We start from the raw sequence: 12,386 nt of genomic DNA on the forward strand, positions 1-12,386 counted from the left end.
GAGCCCTCATATTGCGGGTGAGACCTGGGTGGTCTATTCAATGATCGCCGCCGGCCTGGCGGTGATCTACCTCTTCCCCCGGATCACTCATGTCGTGCCAGCACCGCTGGTCGCCATCATCGGCATCGCGGTGATCGCGACGGTCTGCCACATCGAGGTACCGACCGTGGGTGACATGGGAGATCTCCCGGATGTGTTGCCCGTCCTGGGGCTACCCGACGTGCCGTTCACGTTCGAAACGTTTCGCATCGTCGCGCCCTACGCGTTCACGCTTGCCGCGGTGGGTCTGCTGGAGTCGTTGCTGACCGCGCAGATCGTGGACGACATGACCGACACCCGATCAGACAAGGACGCCGAGTGCCGCGGCCAGGGACTGGCGAACATCGGCACCGGTTTCCTTGGCGGCATGGCGGGCTGCGCCATGATCGGGCAATCGATCATCAATGTGAAGTCCGGGGGACGGACGAGACTGTCCACCTTCAGCGCGGGCCTGTTCCTGCTGATCCTTGTCACCGCGCTCGGTGACGTCGTCTCCATCATCCCGATGGCGGCGCTCGTCGCCGTCATGATCATGGTGTCGATCGGCACGTTCGACTGGGCGAGTATCAGCCCGCGGGTACTACGGAGCGTGCCGCGCAGCGAGACCCTGGTCATGGTGGTCACCGTCGTCGTGATGGTCGCCACGGGCAACCTCGCGCTCGGGGTGCTGGCCGGAGCGATGTTGGGCGCGGTGTTCTTCGCCCGCCGGGTGGCGCAGATCGTCCGGGTGGCCGATGTCCTCGATCCCGACGGGGGAATCCGTGTCTATGCACTGACCGGGGACCTGTTCTTCGCCTCGACTAACGAGCTCGTCCATTCCTTCGACTACACCGACCCCACGCCCAGGGTCGTCATCGATCTCACCGATGCCCAGATCTGGGACACCTCCGCCGTGGCCGCCCTGGAGGCAGTCGCGGCGAAGTACCGCAGCCGTGGTGTCGACGTCGAGATGGCCGGGTTGAACGAGGCCAGCTCCGACCTGCACCGGCGCACTGCCGGACAGTTCGCCACCCATCACTGACCCGGCATCCCGGGAAGTCCCCAGCCGGGTCTCGGAGCCTGCCGGAGGGAGCCTGCCGGAGCACCGGCGTAGCGCCCGACAGGGCGCCGCGGGACGCGCTGGTGTAGGGCGCACACCATCGTACGTCGAGGCCAGGAGCTTCCGGAAACTCAACCCTCACGTTACGGTACAGTTCGTCCTCGTCGGCGTTTGCCCGAAGCGGTGCGACAAGAGGTCCTGGGCCTGACGGAACAGCAACAGGCACGGGCGGGGAGCACGGCACCGCCGGGCTCGGAGGAGTCACTTCCATCTGCGGAGTCGGGGGTCAGGCGTGGGGCGTCGCCGTGAACAGTCCGGCGGTACGTCCCGCCGGTGGAGACTCGGGCTGCTCGGCGCCGGTGCGGCCACCATGGTGGTGGTACTCGTCCTCCTCGTCGTGGTGGGCGGCTCGGAGGAACAGCCTGAGCCGCCTATGGAGACGCCGCAGACACCGGCCGCCCCTGCGATTGGTAGTGGCCTGGCCTGGCCGTCCGGTACGAACGCGAACCCCCCACAGGACATCCGCGCCTGGGAGACATGGCTCGGCCGCCCGACGGACGTGGCCGTCGTGTTCACCGCCTGGAGGAGCTGGCAGACGATCACCCGCGACGACTGGCCGATGAGCAGCTTCCGGCCGAACGCCTACCAGGGGATGCTGTCGGTGGCCCAGCCACTGTTTCCCGAGGACGGCAATGAGGCCGGCGTGCGCGCGGGGCGAGTACGACCAGCAGTGGGCGGCATTCGGCCAGACGCTGGTGCGCAATGACAGGCCGGACGCGATCGTCCGCCCTGGCTGGGAGCTCAACGGCACCTGGTTCTGGTGGGCCCCACGGGACACCGAGGTATGGAAGCAGTGCTTCCGGCAGGTAGTGACGGCGATCAGAAGCACGGCGCCGCACGTGCAGATCGACTGGAACATGACCGGACACCGGAACCGGATGCAGAACGGTGGCCGGGTATGGGACGCCTACCCCGGAGACGACGTTGTCGACATCGTGAGCATCGACGCGTACGACTCGTATCCGGCGTCCACAAGCCAGGAGACCTTTGACGACAACTGCAACAGTGACTCGGGAGCGTGTACCGTCAGCAGGTTCGCCCGGCAGCACAGCAAGCAGTTCGCGGTACCAGAATGGGGGATGGACCATAGGAAAGGCGGCGGCGGAGACAACCCGTACTACATCGAGAAGATGTACGAACTGTTCGCGTCCAACCAGGATATCCTTGCCTACGAGGCGTACTATAGTGTCGGCGCCCAGGAGGCAGAGAACGTGCAGTCGGCCCTCACGCCCGACCTCAACCCAAACGCCGCGCAGCGGTATCTCGAATTGTTCGGCAAACCCGCGACCGTGCCGTCCTCGATGGCCACAGGGTGCCCTTCCTCTCTTGACCAGCGGAACCTCAAACGCGAGTTTGCCGCCGGGGACCCGTGGTTTCAGGCGCGGCTCGTCGGCGACCAGGAGGAGTTCTGGCGGCGGCTGGCCCCCGGCCGTGGCTGGACCTGATCGCCGAGGTGGCCGGCCGTGGGGTCGAGGTCCGCCGTGTCCGGATTGTGGCGGGGCCGGTGTCCCAACCAGCGCACCGCCGCATTCCTCATTGAGGAGTCCGTGCTGCGCAACGGCTTCGGCGGGCCGGCGGTCATGCGCGGCCAGTGTGTGCACCTGGCCGAGGTCACGACGTGGTCCGCAGTGTCCCTCGGCGTCATTCCCGCCTCTTGCGATCGTGGCCTGGCCAGCCCAGTCGAGGATTTTTGGATCTTCGACAATGATCAGGGGAACGTTGAACTGGTCTCGGGGTTCCTGACGGTTACCCAGCCGACCGAGATCGCCCTCTACGCGCAGGTGTTCGCTCGTTTGAGTGAGATCGCCGGCTACGGCGACCGGGTCGTCGTCACCGCGGGTGCGGAGCACGGCGTCCCCGAGCATGCGGACTACGACGCGGTCGCGGCCTCGACTGCCAGGTCGATTGTCTTGTCGGCCGCCGCATAGACCGTCCCATCGCTCATGACAGCCACCGTCTCCGCGAATGTGCGCAGGTCGTCTGCGATTCTCCCCGCAGCCTCGACCCCCTTCTCCATAGCGGTCTCCACCGCCTCGCCCGCCAGATAGCCGGCGGCCGCGCCCAACGCCGCCCCGGCGATCGCCGTCGTCGGCCCGGCCGGCGCGCCGACTACACCGCCGACTACACCGCCGACGGCCTTTCCTACCCCACCTCCGACGCCGGCCTTGAACGCTCCCATCGCACGCTTACGGCCATCCCTAACCACGGCAGGGCCTCTCCGCCAGCCCGGTGGTCCGAAGCTGGTCGATCGTGTCCTTCCGCGTGCTGGCCACGGCGTCGTCCAGTTCGGGAACACGGCGGTGCTTGAACTTCGCCGTCGCGCTGTTGAGGATCAGGCCCGCGTCCTTCCGTCCCGCACGGACCGTCGCCCCAGATGTCCTGTAGCCGAGATACCCGGCACCGACCAGTGCAGCGAGCCAGGCCGCGGGAACAACCGCAGCTCCCGCGCCTCCCCCCGCTGCGGCCGTTTCCGCAGCGATGCCGGCACCGGCAGGGACCGCCGCAGCGGCCTGAGCCGCGTTCCTCTTGAGCCACTCCCGAACAGCTGCCACATAACCGCCGGCAGCGATGAGATCGGCGATGATCTGGTCGCGGAGCTCATCACGTATAAGCTTCCACAGAAGGGAGTCCTCCAGCTCGACGACCTCACCTGCGGGGTCCTTGAGCTCCACGTTGACCGGCTCAGGGGACGTAATGAAGTAACAAATACGCGATCGAGAGCATCATTGCAGGTCACAGGCCTGTGGAGGGTTCGAAACGCGCAAGTTATTTCATTTCGACTCCTCAGTGCCAGCGGCTTCCGCCTCGGCGTTGAGGAACTCCTCGATCTCCTTGATCGTCGCCTTCACAAACTCGACCAGGTGCCGGTCAACCGCTGCCAGCCCTGCTGCCAGCTCGGCGAGCACCCTGTTCACAGGCCTCTCGCCATCCGCGTTGACGTCCGGGTTAGTGGTCGTGGCCAACCGGGAAACAAGTGCCTTGATGGTATCCAGGTTCACCCCGAAGTCGCCCAGAGAAGCCGCCGCGATCCGCCGATCGAACTGCGCATCGAAGATCTCGGTCTCCCCGTGCGCCATCGCCTGCAACTCCAGGACGAGAGTCGTAAACCTGGCCGTCGCGGCGTCCTCGACGCTCGGTCGGAGCTCATCCACAACGAGTCTCCTGTCTTCTGAGCAAGAACGATCCGTAGTAGATCGCTTTCCCATGGTCGGGTAATCCGATGTGGGTGTCAATAGGGCGAGATTTGATCCAGTTCTGTGCGTACGTGCTACTCTGGACAGGTGAGTGTGCTGGGCGCCGCCATCAAGGAAGCACGGGAGGCCCGCGGCCTGAGCCGAGCCGAGTTGGCCAGACAGGCGGGCATCACCCCTCTCTACATGGACAAGATCGAGCAGGGTGCTCGTCGTCCGTCCCCGCCCAAGCTGGCCGCTCTCGCCAAGGTCCTGCAGGTCAGCACGGCCGAGCTGATGACCCGCGCGGCGCTGCTCGACGCCAGCACCGCCCCCACCAGCGACGAACTCATCAGACGTCTACTCAGGGCGGCAGCCACCGGGGCGGGCGCGCAGGCCGCGCTGAAACTTGTCGGAGCTGTAACTCCGATGGCTTCGATCATGGCCGTCGGGATCCCGCGGCGCTCGATCCCGGCTGCGGCCCAGGCGACCGGAACACTGTTCCCAGGCAGCGTCGTGGCAGTCGCCGCCGGCAGCCTGGTCGCGGGATACGTCCAGCACCGGCAGCGGCGCGCCACCACGCAGAACTCCGATGCCCGGGTACCCGCCCCTCAGCCTGAGCTAGCCAACCCACGCCAGGAGTTGCTGGAGCACATTGCCACGCTCACCGACGAGGAGATCGAGGCGATCCTCCTCCTCGCCCGCGAGGCAGTCACCAGCGACGACACCTGAAGCGCCTCATCCCTCCGTGCCACCGGGCGGCGGGGCCGCGCGGGGTCTGCTGCCGCCAGCGGGCGAGGAAGGCGAATGAGCAAAATCTCAGCAATCAACCTTGATCAGGTCGCCGATCTGGCGGAAGTGATTGCCGGCACCTCCGCGAAGCCTCCGCGCTCCGTACAGTAGTCGACCAGTTACCTCGCTGCGTGGATGCTGTACGTGCCCCCGGCAGGATTCGAACCTGCGCACCCGCCTCCGGAGGGCGGTGCTCTATCCCCTGAGCTACGGGGGCCCCGGGTCAACACGGCCTACGTTACCAGGACGGAACGCCGGATCGGGAATCCGGGTCGCCGTAAGCTTCCGGTGTGTACCCTGCCACCCCCCGAGTCCTCGTCGTCGACGACGACGCGGTGATACGTCAGCTCGTGGTCGTCAACCTTGAGTTGGAGGGCTTTGAGGTCCATACCGCCGTAGACGGCGTGGACTGCCTGGAGATGGTGCGCGAGGTCGCCCCACAGGTGATCACGTTGGACATCATGATGCCGAGGATGAACGGCTGGGACGTGGCCGCCCGGCTGCGGGAGGAACCGGACACCGCCGCCATCAAGATGATTATGCTGACCGCCCGGGCCCAGGAGGCCGACGTCAAGCGTGGGGTGCGGGTCGGGGTGGATTACTACCTGACCAAGCCGTTCGACCCGGACGAACTCATCGGCGTGGTCCAGCGGCTGGCTGCCGGCCAGCCGGTCTGACCCGGCGCCGATAACATCGCCGTCATGACCCCCGCCGATCTCGCTGACGCCATCGTGACGGCCATCGGCCGCGCGGTCGCGGACGGCGACTTGGACGTGACTGTGCCGACCGCCGTCACGGTGGAGCGGCCGAAGACGCCCGAGCACGGGGACTACGCATCCCCGGTCGCGCTCCAGCTTGCCAGGGCCGCCCGTCGTCCGCCGCGCGCCGTCGCGGAGACGTTGGCCCGGCGGCTCGCCACCGACAGCGAGCTCGCCGCCGTGGACGTCGCCGGCCCGGGGTTCCTCAACTTCCGGCTGGCCGACGCCGCCCTCGGGGAGATCGCCCGCACGGTGGTGTCGGCTGGTGACCGGTACGGCCGGGCGGTCAGGCCACGAGGTGTCCGGGTCAACCTGGAGTTCGTCAGCGCGAGCCCGACCGGCCCGGTGACGCTGGCCTCGGCGCGCTGGGCGGCCGTCGGAGACGCCCTGGGGCGCATCCTGCCCGCGGCCGGGTTCGAGGTGGGCACGGAGTACTACTACGACCGCCGGGCGTCCGAGCAGGCCCTGCACGACCTGGCCGACGCGGTCGGGGCCGACGCGGCGCGGTACTGGCTGGTCCGCTCTTCGCCGGATTCGGCGCTCGAGCTGGATCCGGACCTGATGGCCCGCCAGACCAGTGACAACCCGGTCTTCTACGTGCAGTATGCCCACGCGCGGATCAGCTCGCTGCTGCGCAACGCCGAGTCCCTGGGCCTCACGGCCGCGACCGAGCCGGTCGACGTCGCCCTGCTGACCCAGCCGCGGGAGGGTGAGCTGCTGCGCGCGCTCGGCGAGTTCCCCCGAGTGATCGAGTCCGCCGCGAGGCTGCGCGGCCCCCATCGGCTCGCCCGCTATCTCGAGGAACTTGCCGGGGTCTACTACCGGTTCTACGACTCCTGCCGGGTGCTTCCGCAGGGCGACGCCGAGCCCGGTCCGGCCACCGGTGCGCGGCTGCTCCTCGTGGCGGCAACCCGGGTGGTGCTCGCGAACGGCCTGGGACTGCTCGGGGTCAGCGCCCCCGAGCGGATGTGACGAGCGGTCGGTCCGACCGTCCGGGCGTCCGGGCGGGTTCGGAAACGAGCCGGTCGGAAAGCGTGAAACAGGCGGCATGAGGCAGGCCAGGCGGCCTGAGGCAGGCAGAGGCGAGATGAGCGAGATCGACAGCCCAGCGGTGGTGCCGTTGGAGGAGAATCTGTGGCCGGCCACGGCCCGGCTGGACGCCGACGGCGTGCTGCGGATCGGTGGGATCCGGGTCGACGAGCTGGCTGCCGAGTTCGGCACGCCGGCCTTCGTTCTCGACGAGGCCGACTTCCGGGCCCGGTGCGTGGCTTGGCGGCGGGCGTTCGCCGACTGTGATGTCTATTATGCAGGCAAGGCCTTTTTGTGCCGCACAGTCGCTCGCTGGGTGGATGAGGGGGGCCTGAATCTCGACGTCTGTACGGGCGGGGAGCTCGCAGTGGCCCGCTCGGTCGGCTTCCCGGCGGATCGACTGCTCTTCCACGGCAACAACAAGTCCGTCGCGGAACTGCGGGCGGCCGTCGGCTATGGCGTCGGGCGGATTGTCGTCGACTCCTTCACCGAGATCACCCGCCTGGCAGCCGTCGCCGCCGAGGCGGGCGGGCGCCAGCGTGTGCTGATCCGCGTCACCCCGGGCGTGGAGGCGCACACACATCACTACGTCTCCACTGGGCAGGAGGACCAGAAGTTCGGGTTCTCGCTGGCCGGCGGGTCGGCGGCCGAGGCGGTGGAACGCGTGCTCGCGGCCGCTGGCTCCCTCGAACTCGTCGGCCTGCACGCGCACATCGGCTCGCAGATCTTCGACACGGCCGGGTTCGGCCTGGCGGCGCACCGCCTGGTGGGCCTGCTCGCGCGCATCCGCGACACCCACGGCCTCGAACTGCCCGAGCTCAACCTCGGCGGTGGCCTCGGCATCGCCTACACCGGAGAGGACGCCCCGCTGGAGGTCACCGACGTCGCCGAGCGGCTGACCGCCGTGGTCGGCAAGGAGTGCGCCGCCGCGGGCCTGACCGTCCCGCGCCTCGCGGTGGAACCGGGACGGGCCATCGTCGGATCGACGACGGTGACCCTCTACGAGGTCGGCACCGTCAAGGAGCTGCCCGGGCTGCGCACCTTCGTCAGCGTGGACGGCGGCATGAGCGACAACATCCGCACGGCGCTCTACGACGCCCGCTACACCGCCCGGCTGGTCTCCCGGACCGGCTTGGCCACGACGCACGTCGTCACGATCGTCGGCCGGCACTGCGAGTCCGGGGACGTCGTCGCCCACGACGTGCCGCTGCCCAACGACGTCCGGCCCGGTGACCTGCTGGCCATTCCCGCCAGCGGCGCCTACCACCGGTCGATGGCCAGCAACTACAACCATGTGGCGCGTCCACCGGTGATCGCCGTGCGTGACGGCGCGGCCCGGATCATCGTCCGGCGGGAGACTGAGGACGACCTGCTGCGCCTGGACGCCGGTCCGGGCCTGACTGTCGAGCCGGGCGCCGGCCCGGCCTCCCCGGAGGTGGCGCGGTGAGGATTGCGTTGCTCGGCTGTGGGGTTGTCGGCAGCGAGATCGTCCGGCTGTTGCAGGCCAACGCCGCCGATCTCGCCGCCCGGGTCGGGGCTCCCTTGGAACTCGCCGGGATCGCGGTGCGCAGGCCGGGCCGCACCCGCGCTCTCGACGTGGATCCGGCGCTGTTCACCGGGGATGCGGCGGGCCTCGTCGCCCGGGACGACGTCGACATCGTGATGGAGCTCGTCGGCGGCATCGAGCCGGCCCGCTCCTGGCTGCTGTCCGCCTTGCGGGGGGGTAAGTCGGTGGTCACCGCGAACAAGGCCCTGTTGGCCTCGGACGGCGCGACGCTGCACGACGCGGCCGCCGCGGCCGGCACCGATCTCTACTACGAGGCCGCCGTGGCCGGGGCCATCCCGCTGATCCGCCCGCTGCGCGAGAGCCTGGCTGGGGATCGCGTGCACCGGGTGCTCGGCATCGTCAACGGGACGACCAACTTCGTGCTGACCCGGATGGACGAGACCGGCGCGTCGTTCACCGAGGCGCTCGCCGAGGCCGGTGCGCTCGGATATGCTGAGGCCGATCCCTCCGCCGACATCGATGGGTTTGACGCGGCCGCGAAGGCGGCCATCATGGCCCAGTTGGCCTTCCACTCCCGGGTAACGATCGACGACGTCTACCGGGTCGGCATCGGTGAGGTCACCACCGCCGACATCGCCAGCGCCCGGGAGCTCGGTTGCACCGTGAAGGCGCTCGCGGTGGCGGAACGCTCGGCCGAGACCGAGGGGATCAGCGTGCGGGTCCACCCGGCGATGATCCCGCGCACCCACCCGCTGGCCGGGGTGCGGGAGGCCTTCAACGCGGTGTTCGTCGAGTCCGAGGCGGCGGGCCAGCTGATGTTCTACGGCCAGGGTGCCGGCGGAGCGCCGACCGCCTCGGCGGTGCTCGGGGATGTGGTCGCGGTCGCGCGCAACCGTATCGCCGGCCGTCGCGGCCCTGGTGAATCGTCCTACGCCGCGCTGCCTGTGCTGCCGATGGGCCGTACCGTGACGAGGTATCACGTGAATCTCGACGTCACCGACAAGACCGGCGTACTCGCGACGGTCGCTGGGGCGTTCGCGCGTCACGATGTGTCCATCAGGAGCGTTCGTCAGGACGGCCGCGGCGACGACGCGAGCCTCGTCCTGGTGACGCATGCCGCCCCGGACGCGGCACTGTCCGCCACCGTCGAGGAGCTCCGCGGTCTCGCAGGTGTCCGGGCGGTGTCCGGCGTGATACGGGTTGAGGGAGGTGAGCCGTGACCACGACGTCATCCACACCGCTCGCGGACGAGCCGGCGGTGCCGGTGCTGTCCGCGGCGCCCGAGCGGCCGCACCGGCCGTGGCGGGGAATCATCGAGGAGTACCGGGACCGTCTGCCGATCGCGCACGACACACCCGTCATCACGTTGCGTGAGGGCGGGACGCCCCTGCTGCCCGCGGCACATCTCTCCGACCTCACCGAATGTGAGGTTCATCTCAAAATCGAAGGGGCGAATCCGACCGGGTCCTTCAAGGACCGCGGGATGACGGTGGCCATCAGCCGGGCTGTCGGCGCCGGTTCCCAGGCCGTCATCTGCGCGTCCACCGGCAACACCTCGGCGTCGGCCGCCGCCTACGCGGCCCGCGCCGGCATCACCTGCGCGGTGCTGGTGCCCAGCGGGAAGATTGCCCTGGGCAAGCTCGCCCAGGCGCTTGTCCACGGGGCTCGGCTGCTGCAGCTCGACGGCTCCTTCGACGACTGCCTGCGGGTGGCGCGCGAACTTGCCGACACCTCGCCGGTCACCCTGGTCAACTCGGTGAACCCCTTCCGTCTCGAGGGGCAGAAGACGGCGTCCTTCGAGATCGTGGAGGCGCTCGGCCGGGCCCCGGACGTCCACTGCCTGCCGGTCGGTAACGCCGGCAACATCACCGCTTACTGGCGGGGCTACCTCGAGGAGAACAACCGGATCGCCAGCGGCCGCCCGCGGATGTGCGGTTTCCAGGCAGCGGGTGCCGCGCCCATCGTGCGGGGCGAGGTGGTGACCTCGCCACAGACGATCGCCACGGCGATCCGCATCGGCAACCCGGCCTCGTGGGGTCTCGCCGTCGAGGCGCGGGAGGCCTCCGGTGGTCTGATCGACGCCGTGAACGACCGGGAGATCCTCGCCGCCTACCGCCTGCTGGCCCGCAGGGAGGGTGTCTTCGTGGAGCCTTCCAGCGCCGCGAGCGTCGCAGGCTTGCTGAAGGCGCGGGCGGCCGGCCGGATCGAACCCGGCGAGCAGGTCGTGTGCACCGTCACGGGCAACGGCCTCAAGGACCCTGACTGGGCGATCAGCGGCGCGGCCCGGCCGGAAACGATCCGCCCGACCGTCGCGGGCGCCGCCGAGGCGCTGGGGCTGCGGCGCTCGTGACCACTCGGTTCTCCCCGTGTCCAGGCGGGACGGCAGCCTTCGCCGAGCGGGCCGGTCGGTCCGGGCCGGTCACCGCCGCCGACGGCGTGTCGCGGCGGGTCCGGGTCCGGGTGCCGGCGACCAGCGCGAATCTCGGCCCTGGCTTCGACGCGTTCGGCTTGGCATTAGGCCTGTATGACGAAGTCGATGTCGAGACGACCCGATCCGGCCTCACCGTCGACGTCGTCGGCACGGACGTCGTCGCCCGGGACGAGACGCACCTCGTGGTCCGGGCGATCCGGGCGACCTTCGACACCCTCGGCCGGGCGCAGCCCGGTCTCGCGTTGCACTGCGTCAACCGGATCCCGCACGGCCGCGGGCTGGGATCCTCGGCCGCGGCGATCGTCGCCGGGGTCGTCGCCGCCGCCGCGCTCGCGCAGCCGGACCTCGGGCCCGCCTTCGAGACCGATGCCGTTTTCGACGCCGATGCCGTTTTCGACGCCGGCGCGGACTCCGTGTCCGATGACGCGCCCGAGCCGGGCCCGGTGCCCGGCGCGGCGTCCGGAGCCGGCTTCTTCGGGCCTGCGGGCATGCTGCGGCTCGCCAGCGCCATCGAGGGGCACCCGGACAACGTCGCCGCGGCGCTGAGCGGGGGCTTCACCGTTGCGTGGCCGGACGGCGACGGTGCCCGGTCCCTGCGCGTCGATCCCTTCGCCGAGCTGAGACCCGTGATCTTCATCCCCGCGATACGACAGTCGACCGAGCAGTCGCGCGGGGCGCTGCCGAGCAGCGTTCCATTCGCCAACGCCGCCCGCAACCTCGGTCGGGCCGCGCTGCTGGCGTTGACGATGTCGGCAGCCGAGCCGGCAGCCGGGCAGCCGTCCCGACGTGCCGAGGCACTCCTGCGTGCCACCGAGGATCTGGTGCATCAGCCCTACCGGTTCCCCGGCGTCCCGGCGTCGGCAGACCTCGTCGGTCGGCTGCGCGGCAGGGGGATCGCGGCGGCCCTGTCCGGTTCGGGGCCATCCGTCATCGCCCTCGCCGTCGGCGGTGAACAGGCCGCGGCGGCGGTGGATGTGGCGGGTGCCGGGTTCTCCGTCGCCCCGCTGCCGGTGGATAGACGCGGTGCACGCGTCATCCGATGTCGATCCGCGGCGCCATGACCCGGTTGCCTGCGGTGGGATCCGCTGCGACGGCTGGCGCTGCGAGCTCCCGATTCGCGGTTGTGTGTCACATCGGGAAGTCCTGACGTCTCAAGGTTGTTGCCGAGGTGTCTGCCGCTGGATAGTCTGGTGACTGCACCCGCTGCCACCGCGGCGCGTGCTCGCTCCCGCCGTGCCGCTCTGGTCTCGCCAGATGGAACATGGTTCGGGGCTCCGGTGTATAAGCTTCGTCGTCGTTGCCTCGGCTCCACACCGGCACTCCCCAGGCGGGATCGGCGAGTTCGCTCGCGGCAGTCGGCCGCTGGCGCCGTACACGGGCGCGATGCTCGCCCATCCGGTGCTGTATACCCCTTCATCCGGCATGTGTGCAGGCGAAGAAGGTCCACAAGCAACGCCCGGCTCACCAGGAGCCAGTTCCTTCAGGGAAGGAAAACCTTGAGCGACACCACCAACGTGCTGCCGCAGAGCGCACGTGAGTCTGCGCCGCCCGTGACGCCTGC

Annotated in this window: 14 protein-coding genes, 1 tRNA gene and 1 pseudogene; 12 read left to right on the plus strand and 4 right to left on the minus strand. The window is 69.4% G+C overall.

The window, feature by feature from the left end:
• The 5 genes from ACY5KJ_RS02345 to ACY5KJ_RS02365 form a co-directional block, all read left to right on the plus strand.
• On the plus strand, nucleotides 1-1,060 hold a 1,060-nt coding region (locus ACY5KJ_RS02345), incomplete at its 5' end, for a SulP family inorganic anion transporter (RefSeq protein WP_462202697.1).
• A 310-nt stretch (nucleotides 1,061-1,370) separates the two neighbouring features.
• Nucleotides 1,371-1,844: a hypothetical protein gene (locus ACY5KJ_RS02350; protein ID WP_462186526.1), complete on the plus strand. Its 474-nt coding sequence runs from the start codon at nucleotides 1,371-1,373 to the stop codon at nucleotides 1,842-1,844.
• Complete coding sequence (locus ACY5KJ_RS02355) at nucleotides 1,834-2,583, plus strand: glycoside hydrolase family 26 protein (RefSeq protein WP_462186528.1); 750 nt, start codon at nucleotides 1,834-1,836, stop codon at nucleotides 2,581-2,583. Before ACY5KJ_RS02350 ends, ACY5KJ_RS02355 begins: the two co-directional genes overlap by 11 nt.
• Nucleotides 2,508-2,678 carry a DUF6879 family protein gene (locus ACY5KJ_RS02360; RefSeq protein WP_462186529.1) on the plus strand — a complete coding sequence of 57 codons (171 nt, stop codon included), beginning with the start codon at nucleotides 2,508-2,510 and terminating at the stop codon, nucleotides 2,676-2,678. Before ACY5KJ_RS02355 ends, ACY5KJ_RS02360 begins: the two co-directional genes overlap by 76 nt.
• Entirely contained in the window at nucleotides 2,602-3,066 is a 465-nt protein-coding gene (locus ACY5KJ_RS02365) for a Scr1 family TA system antitoxin-like transcriptional regulator (protein WP_462186530.1), read from the plus strand. The genes ACY5KJ_RS02360 and ACY5KJ_RS02365 overlap by 77 nt, the downstream gene beginning before the upstream one ends.
• On the opposite strand, the gene ACY5KJ_RS02370 is transcribed toward ACY5KJ_RS02365, so the two are convergent.
• From ACY5KJ_RS02370 to ACY5KJ_RS02380, 3 genes are all read right to left on the minus strand, one after another.
• A complete protein-coding gene (locus tag ACY5KJ_RS02370; RefSeq protein WP_462202698.1) occupies nucleotides 3,009-3,344 on the minus strand; it encodes a hypothetical protein in 336 nt (111 codons plus the stop codon). The two genes, ACY5KJ_RS02365 and ACY5KJ_RS02370, sit on opposite strands and share 58 nt — an antisense overlap.
• The gene (locus tag ACY5KJ_RS02375; protein WP_462186532.1) at nucleotides 3,337-3,810 is read right to left on the minus strand and encodes a hypothetical protein; all 474 of its coding nucleotides are present in this window, start codon (nucleotides 3,808-3,810) and stop codon (nucleotides 3,337-3,339) included. Before ACY5KJ_RS02375 ends, ACY5KJ_RS02370 begins: the two co-directional genes overlap by 8 nt.
• Before the next feature lie 99 nt (nucleotides 3,811-3,909).
• The gene (locus tag ACY5KJ_RS02380) at nucleotides 3,910-4,290 is read right to left on the minus strand and encodes a hypothetical protein (RefSeq protein WP_462186533.1); all 381 of its coding nucleotides are present in this window, start codon (nucleotides 4,288-4,290) and stop codon (nucleotides 3,910-3,912) included.
• A gap of 129 nt (nucleotides 4,291-4,419) precedes the next feature.
• Between ACY5KJ_RS02380 and ACY5KJ_RS02385 the strand changes: the two genes are divergently transcribed.
• Nucleotides 4,420-5,040 (plus strand): helix-turn-helix domain-containing protein, encoded by a 621-nt coding sequence (locus tag ACY5KJ_RS02385; protein ID WP_462186534.1) that lies wholly within the window; start codon nucleotides 4,420-4,422, stop codon nucleotides 5,038-5,040.
• A 205-nt stretch (nucleotides 5,041-5,245) separates the two neighbouring features.
• Here the strand turns inward: ACY5KJ_RS02385 and ACY5KJ_RS02390 are convergent.
• A tRNA-Arg gene (locus tag ACY5KJ_RS02390) sits at nucleotides 5,246-5,317 on the minus strand.
• Between the two features lie 73 nt (nucleotides 5,318-5,390).
• Here ACY5KJ_RS02390 and ACY5KJ_RS02395 point away from each other — a divergent pair.
• The 6 genes and pseudogenes from ACY5KJ_RS02395 to ACY5KJ_RS02420 all read left to right on the plus strand — a co-directional run bounded on the left by ACY5KJ_RS02395 (nucleotide 5,391) and on the right by ACY5KJ_RS02420 (nucleotide 11,886).
• Entirely contained in the window at nucleotides 5,391-5,777 is a 387-nt protein-coding gene (locus ACY5KJ_RS02395) for a response regulator transcription factor (protein WP_462186535.1), read from the plus strand.
• A 24-nt stretch (nucleotides 5,778-5,801) separates the two neighbouring features.
• The gene (locus tag ACY5KJ_RS02400; protein WP_462186536.1) at nucleotides 5,802-6,830 is read left to right on the plus strand and encodes a DALR anticodon-binding domain-containing protein; all 1,029 of its coding nucleotides are present in this window, start codon (nucleotides 5,802-5,804) and stop codon (nucleotides 6,828-6,830) included.
• 187 nt (nucleotides 6,831-7,017) lie between these two features.
• Nucleotides 7,018-8,334 (plus strand): annotated as a pseudogene (gene lysA / locus ACY5KJ_RS02405) (diaminopimelate decarboxylase); the annotation flags it as partial.
• Nucleotides 8,331-9,614 carry a homoserine dehydrogenase gene (locus ACY5KJ_RS02410; protein ID WP_462186537.1) on the plus strand — a complete coding sequence of 428 codons (1,284 nt, stop codon included), beginning with the start codon at nucleotides 8,331-8,333 and terminating at the stop codon, nucleotides 9,612-9,614. The pseudogene lysA and the gene ACY5KJ_RS02410, both read left to right, overlap by 4 nt.
• Nucleotides 9,611-10,744, plus strand: a complete 1,134-nt coding sequence (thrC, locus tag ACY5KJ_RS02415; protein WP_462186538.1) for a threonine synthase — start codon at nucleotides 9,611-9,613, stop codon at nucleotides 10,742-10,744. The genes ACY5KJ_RS02410 and thrC overlap by 4 nt, the downstream gene beginning before the upstream one ends.
• The gene (locus tag ACY5KJ_RS02420; RefSeq protein ID WP_462186539.1) at nucleotides 10,741-11,886 is read left to right on the plus strand and encodes a homoserine kinase; all 1,146 of its coding nucleotides are present in this window, start codon (nucleotides 10,741-10,743) and stop codon (nucleotides 11,884-11,886) included. Before thrC ends, ACY5KJ_RS02420 begins: the two co-directional genes overlap by 4 nt.
• The last annotated feature ends 500 nt before the right edge of the window (nucleotides 11,887-12,386 follow it).

The organism is Frankia sp. CcWB3, from assembly GCF_977927595.1.

Excerpts from the sequence above, each read along its gene's own strand:
- ACY5KJ_RS02400 (WP_462186536.1), top strand. The coding sequence starts at position 5,802 with ATGACCCCCGCCGATCTCGCTGACGCCATCGTGACGGCCATCGGCCGC.